The organism is Gryllotalpicola sp. CP2-P1, from assembly GCF_057512245.1.
On sequence record NZ_JBLRDT010000178.1, the window covers coordinates 1 to 5,107 of the forward strand.

Consider the following 5,107-nt stretch of genomic DNA (forward strand, 5'->3'; position numbering starts at 1 on the left):
CTCGTCGTGCGCGAGAGCACGGCGCCGCCGCCGCGGACCTGAGCGAGGGCGGGCGATCCGAGCACGAATTCGCGAAAACTACCGTGCCAAAATGCGATAGCTTTCTTGAGAGACGAAGGAGTCCCATGACTGCACCCCATCCCCTGCGCGTCGCTCTCATCGGCACCGGCTTCATGGGCGCCGCGCACAGCCAGGCGTTCCGCGTCGCGCCCCGGTTCTTCGAGCTGCCCCGAGGCGTCGAGATGACGGTCATCGTCGGGCGCGATGCCGCGAAGACGCAGGCAGCCGCCGAGAAGCTCGGCTGGGCCGAGGCCTCCACCGACTGGCGCGAGGTCATCGCACGCGACGACATCGACCTCGTCGACATCTGCTCGCCCGGCGACAGCCATGCCGAGATCGCCATCGCCGCGCTCGAGGCAGGGAAGCACGTGCTATGCGAGAAGCCGCTTGCGAACACCGTCGACGAGGCGAAGGCGATGGCGGATGCCGCGCGCGAGGCCGCCTCGCGCGGCATCCGCTCGATGGTCGGGTTCTCGTATCGCCGCGTGCCCGCGCTCACCTTCGCGCGCGACCTGGTGCAATCGGGGCGCATCGGCGAGGTGCGCCAGGCGCGCGCCGCGTACCTGCAGGACTGGCTCGTCGACGAGAACGGCCCCATGACCTGGCGCCTCGACAAGAAGCTCGCCGGCTCGGGCTCGCTCGGCGACATCGGCGCGCACGCGGTCGACGCCGTGCAGTTCATCACGGGCCAGTCGGTCGAGCAGGTCTCGGGTCACCTGCGCACCTTCGTCACCGAGCGGCCCCTGCTCGCCAAACCCGCTGAAGGGCAGAGCACGGTCGGTCTCTCGGGCACCGCCTCCGACGAGCGCGGTCAGGTCACGGTCGACGACGCCGCGTGGTTCACGGGGCAGCTCTCGGGCGGCGCGGTCGCGTCGTTCGAGGCGACGCGCTACGCCACGGGGCGCAAGAACGGCCTCAAGATCGAGATCTTCGGCTCGCGCGGGGCGATCGTCTTCGACCTCGAGAAGCTGAACGAGCTCGAGTTCTACGACGGCACCGACGCCGCAGGCGAGCAGGGCTTCCGCCGCATCTTCGTCACCGAGCCCGAGCACCCGTATGCGGCCGCGTGGTGGCCGACGGGTCACGGCCTCGGCTACGAGCACGCGTTCTCGCACCAGGTGCGCGACCTCGTGTTCGACATCGCGGAAGGCCGCCAGCCGCGGCCCTCGTTCGACGACGGGCTGCGGGTGCAGCAGGTGCTCGATGCCGTCGAGCGCTCCGCCGCGGCGAACGCCGTGTGGACCCCCGTCGCCTGAACCGCATTCCGGAATCATCGAGAGCCTCAAAGGAGAGCTGAGCCATGGCACGACCTGTCACCCTGTTCACCGGCCAGTGGGCCGACCTGCCGTTCGAGGAAGTGGCGCGACTCGCGGGCGAGTGGGGCTACGACGGCCTCGAGATCGCCTCGTGGGGCGACCACCTCGACCCGAACCGCGCCGCCGTCGATGACGACTATGTGCAGAACCGCCTCGACATCCTCGAGAAGAACGGCCTGAAGGTGTTCGCGATCTCGAACCACCTGAAGGGCCAGGCGGTCTGCGACGACCCGATCGACCAGCGTCACCGCGACATCCTGCCCGACTCGGTCTGGGGCGACGGCGATGCAGAAGGCATCCGCCAGCGCGCTGCCGAAGAGGTCAAGAACACCGCGCGCGCCGCCGCGCGCCTCGGCGCCAAGGTCGTCACGGGCTTCACCGGCTCGTCGATCTGGAAGTACGTCGCGATGTTCCCGCCCGCCTCGCAGGAGCTGGTGGATGCCGGCTACCAGGACTTCGCCGACCGCTGGAACCCCATCATCGACGTCTTCGACGAGGTCGGCGTGAAGTTCGCGCTCGAGCCGCACCCGAGCGAGATCGCCTACGACTACTGGACCACCAAGGCGACGCTCGAGGCGATCGGCCACCGCGAGTCGTTCGGTCTCAACTGGGACCCCTCGCACATGGTGTGGCAGGACCTCGACCCCGTCGGGTTCCTCTGGGACTTCCAGGACCGCATCTACCACGTGCACTGCAAGGACACGAAGAAGCGGCTCAACGGCCGCAACGGCCGGCTGTCGTCGCACCTCGCGTGGGCCGACCCGCGTCGCGGCTGGGACTTCATCAACACGGGCCACGGCGACGTGCCGTGGGAGGACGCCTTCCGCATGCTCAACGCGATCGGCTACGAGGGGCCCCTCTCGGTCGAGTGGGAGGACGCCGGAATGGACCGCCTGAAGGGCGCCCCCGAGGCGCTCGCCTTCGTGCGCGAGCATGCGATCGAGGCATCCGCCACCGCATTCGACGCCGCGTTCAGCACCAAGAACTAGCAACGAACCCCATATATAAGAGAGAAGCAAGCATGACGCAGCGCAATGCGCTCATCGTCCGCGGCGGCTGGGACGGCCACGAGCCGGTAGAGACCACCGACTCGTTCATCCCGTTCCTCACCGACCACGGCTTCCGGGTCCGGGTCTCTGAGGGCACGCGGGTGTACACCGACGACGCGTACCTCGACACGGTCGACCTCATCGTGCAGGTCAACACGATGAACACGATCGAGAACGGCGAGTTCGCGGGTCTGCGCCGCGCCGTGCTGAACGGCACCGGGCTCGCGGGCTGGCACGGCGGCATCGCCGACTCGTACCGCAACAACGCCGACTATCTGCACATGATCGGCGGCCAGTTCGCCCACCATGCCGGTATCGAGCCTCGCTTACGCACCGGCGAGCAGTCCGACAACTACCTCGACTACACGGTGAACATCACCGAGTACGGCAAGACCCACCCGATCACGCAGGGCATCGAGGACTTCGAGCTGCACACCGAGCAGTACTGGGTGCTCTCTGACGAATACAACGACGTGCTGGCGACGACGACGCAGGCCGCGCGCCCGTGGGACGCCTGGAACCGGCCGGTCACCGCGCCCGCGATCTGGACCCGCCAGTGGGGCAAGGGGCGCATCTTCGTCTCGGCGCCCGGGCACAAGCTCGAGGTCGTGAACGACCCCAACGTGCGCACGATCATCGAGCGCGGCCTGCTGTGGGCGGCGCGCGGCTCCGAGAACGAGGGGGCCCACGAATGAGCGCGGATGCCTCGAGCGAGGTCCTGCGCGTCGGCGTGATCGGCGTCGGCGTGATCTCGAAGCAGTACTTCGAGAGCCTGCCGAAGCTGCCGAACTTGAAGCTCGTCGCGGTCGCCGACCTCAACGAGCCGCGGGCGGCCGAGGTGGCCGCCGAGCAGGGCGTCGTCGCGCGCACGGTCGACGAGCTGCTGGCCTCGGACGACATCGACGCCGTCATCAACCTCACCATCCCCGCCGCGCATGTGGAGGTCGGCCTGCGCGCGCTCGCCGCGGGCAAGCACGTCTTCGCCGAGAAGCCGCTCGGGCTCTCGACGGCGGAGGCCAAGCCGCTCATCGACGCTCAGAGCGGCGTCGATGCCCAGGGTCGGGCGCTGCGCGTCGGCAGCGCCCCCGACACGGTGCTCGGCACCGGCATCCAGACCGCGCGCAAGGTCGTCGACGACGGCACGATCGGCGAGGTGCTCGGCGCATCGGTGCACTGGTCGGCGCCGGGGCACGAGCGCTGGCACCCCGCGCCCGCGTTCTACTACCAGCCGGGCGGCGGCCCGCTGTACGACATGGGCCCGTACTACCTGACGAGCCTTGTGCACCTGCTCGGCCCCGTCGTGCGCGTCTCGGGCGTCGCCCGGCGCTCGGCGCGCGAGCGCACGATCGCCACCGGGCCGAACGCGGGCACCGTGCTGCCGGTCGACGTCGACACGCACATCACGGCGCTGCTCGAGCATGCCTCCGGGGTCGCGTCGAGCGTGACGGTGAGCTTCGAGGTGTGGGCGACGCGCTCGCCGCTGTTCGAGGTCTACGGCTCGCAGGGGACGCTCGCGGTGCCCGACCCGAACCGCTTCTCTGACCCCGTCGAGGTGTTCACCGCGGCGTCGGGGGAGTGGGCGCCCGTGCCGGAGTCCGCGGGATATCGGGACGCGGGCCGCGGCTATGGCCTCGCCGACCTCGCCGCGGCGATCGCCGCGGGCACGCCGCATCGCGCCTCGGGCGAGCTCGCCTTCCACGTGCTCGACATCATGGAGTCGATCCTCACGGCCGCGCACGAGAAGCGCACCGTCGAGCTGACGAGCACGGTCGAGCGGCCGGCGCCCGTCCCCCCCTCGGACACGCCGTAGGATCTGTCCCGATGACGGATTCGGGCAGCGACCGCGCGACGCTCTCGCGCATCGCCGACGAGGCGGCCGTGTCGCTGTCGACGGTCTCGAAGGTCTTGAACGGGCGCGCGGGGGTCTCCGACCTCACGCGCGCCCGCATCGAGGCGCTCTTGCACGAGCACGGCTACAACCGCCGCGGCACCGCGCAGTCGAGCTCGCTCATCGAGGTCGTATTCGGGCAGCTCGGCACCGAGTGGACGCTCGAGATCATCCGCGGCGTCGAGCGCGTCGCCCGCGAGCACGGGCTGTCGGTGGTCGTCACCGAGAGCGGCGACCGGCACGCGCCCGCCCCCGACTGGATCGAGGGCGCGCTCGAGCGCCGGCCGGTCGGCGTGGTGCTCGTTCTGTCTGGCCTGCCAGAGGACTCGCGTCAGCAGCTGCGCGTGCGGAACATCCCCTTCGTGATCATCGACCCTGCGGGTGACCCGCCGCCCGACGTGCCCGCGATCGGCGCCGCGAACTGGTCGGGCGGCACCCTCGCCGCCCGGCACCTGCTCGAGCTCGGTCACACGCGGGTCGCGGTGATCGCGGGGCCCTCAGACATGCTGATGTCGCGCGCCCGCCTGTCCGGATTCCGCTCGGCGCTGGATGCCGCCGGGGTGGCCGTGCCACCCGAGTACGTGCGCGTGGGCGACTTCACGCTCGAGAGCGGCGTCGAGCACGGCACGGCGCTGCTGTCGCTGCCCGAGCCGCCGACGGCCATCTTCGCCGAGAGCGACCTGCAGGCGCTCGGCGTCTACGAGGCGGCCCGCGCCGCGGGCGTCGTCATTCCCGACGCGCTCTCGGTGATCGGATTCGACGACCTGCCGGTGGCGGCGTGGGTGGGGCCGCCG

General features: G+C 70.4%; 5 protein-coding genes. All 5 read left to right on the forward strand.

Annotated features, from left to right (window positions below):
* Positions 1–125: 125 nt before the first annotated feature.
* Positions 126–1,316, forward strand: coding sequence for a Gfo/Idh/MocA family protein (locus ACM2XV_RS12070; RefSeq protein WP_487027094.1), 1,191 nt, complete (start codon positions 126–128; stop codon positions 1,314–1,316).
* Between the two features lie 44 nt (positions 1,317–1,360).
* A complete protein-coding gene (locus ACM2XV_RS12075; RefSeq protein ID WP_344778488.1) occupies positions 1,361–2,365 on the forward strand; it encodes a sugar phosphate isomerase/epimerase family protein in 1,005 nt (334 codons plus the stop codon).
* 32 nt (positions 2,366–2,397) lie between these two features.
* The gene (locus ACM2XV_RS12080; protein ID WP_487027095.1) at positions 2,398–3,120 is read left to right on the forward strand and encodes a ThuA domain-containing protein; all 723 of its coding nucleotides are present in this window, start codon (positions 2,398–2,400) and stop codon (positions 3,118–3,120) included.
* Positions 3,117–4,235 carry a Gfo/Idh/MocA family protein gene (locus ACM2XV_RS12085; protein WP_487027096.1) on the forward strand — a complete coding sequence of 373 codons (1,119 nt, stop codon included), beginning with the start codon at positions 3,117–3,119 and terminating at the stop codon, positions 4,233–4,235. The genes ACM2XV_RS12080 and ACM2XV_RS12085 overlap by 4 nt, the downstream gene beginning before the upstream one ends.
* A gap of 11 nt (positions 4,236–4,246) precedes the next feature.
* Positions 4,247–5,107, forward strand: an 861-nt coding sequence (locus tag ACM2XV_RS12090; protein WP_487027097.1) for a LacI family DNA-binding transcriptional regulator, incomplete at its 3' end; no start/stop codon positions are given.

Coding starts and splice junctions, on each gene's coding strand:
- ACM2XV_RS12075 (WP_344778488.1), top strand. CDS start 1,361: ATGGCACGACCTGTCACCCTGTTCACCGGCCAGTGGGCCGACCTGCCG.
- ACM2XV_RS12070 (WP_487027094.1), top strand. CDS start 126: ATGACTGCACCCCATCCCCTGCGCGTCGCTCTCATCGGCACCGGCTTC.
- ACM2XV_RS12085 (WP_487027096.1), top strand. CDS start 3,117: ATGAGCGCGGATGCCTCGAGCGAGGTCCTGCGCGTCGGCGTGATCGGC.
- ACM2XV_RS12080 (WP_487027095.1), top strand. CDS start 2,398: ATGACGCAGCGCAATGCGCTCATCGTCCGCGGCGGCTGGGACGGCCAC.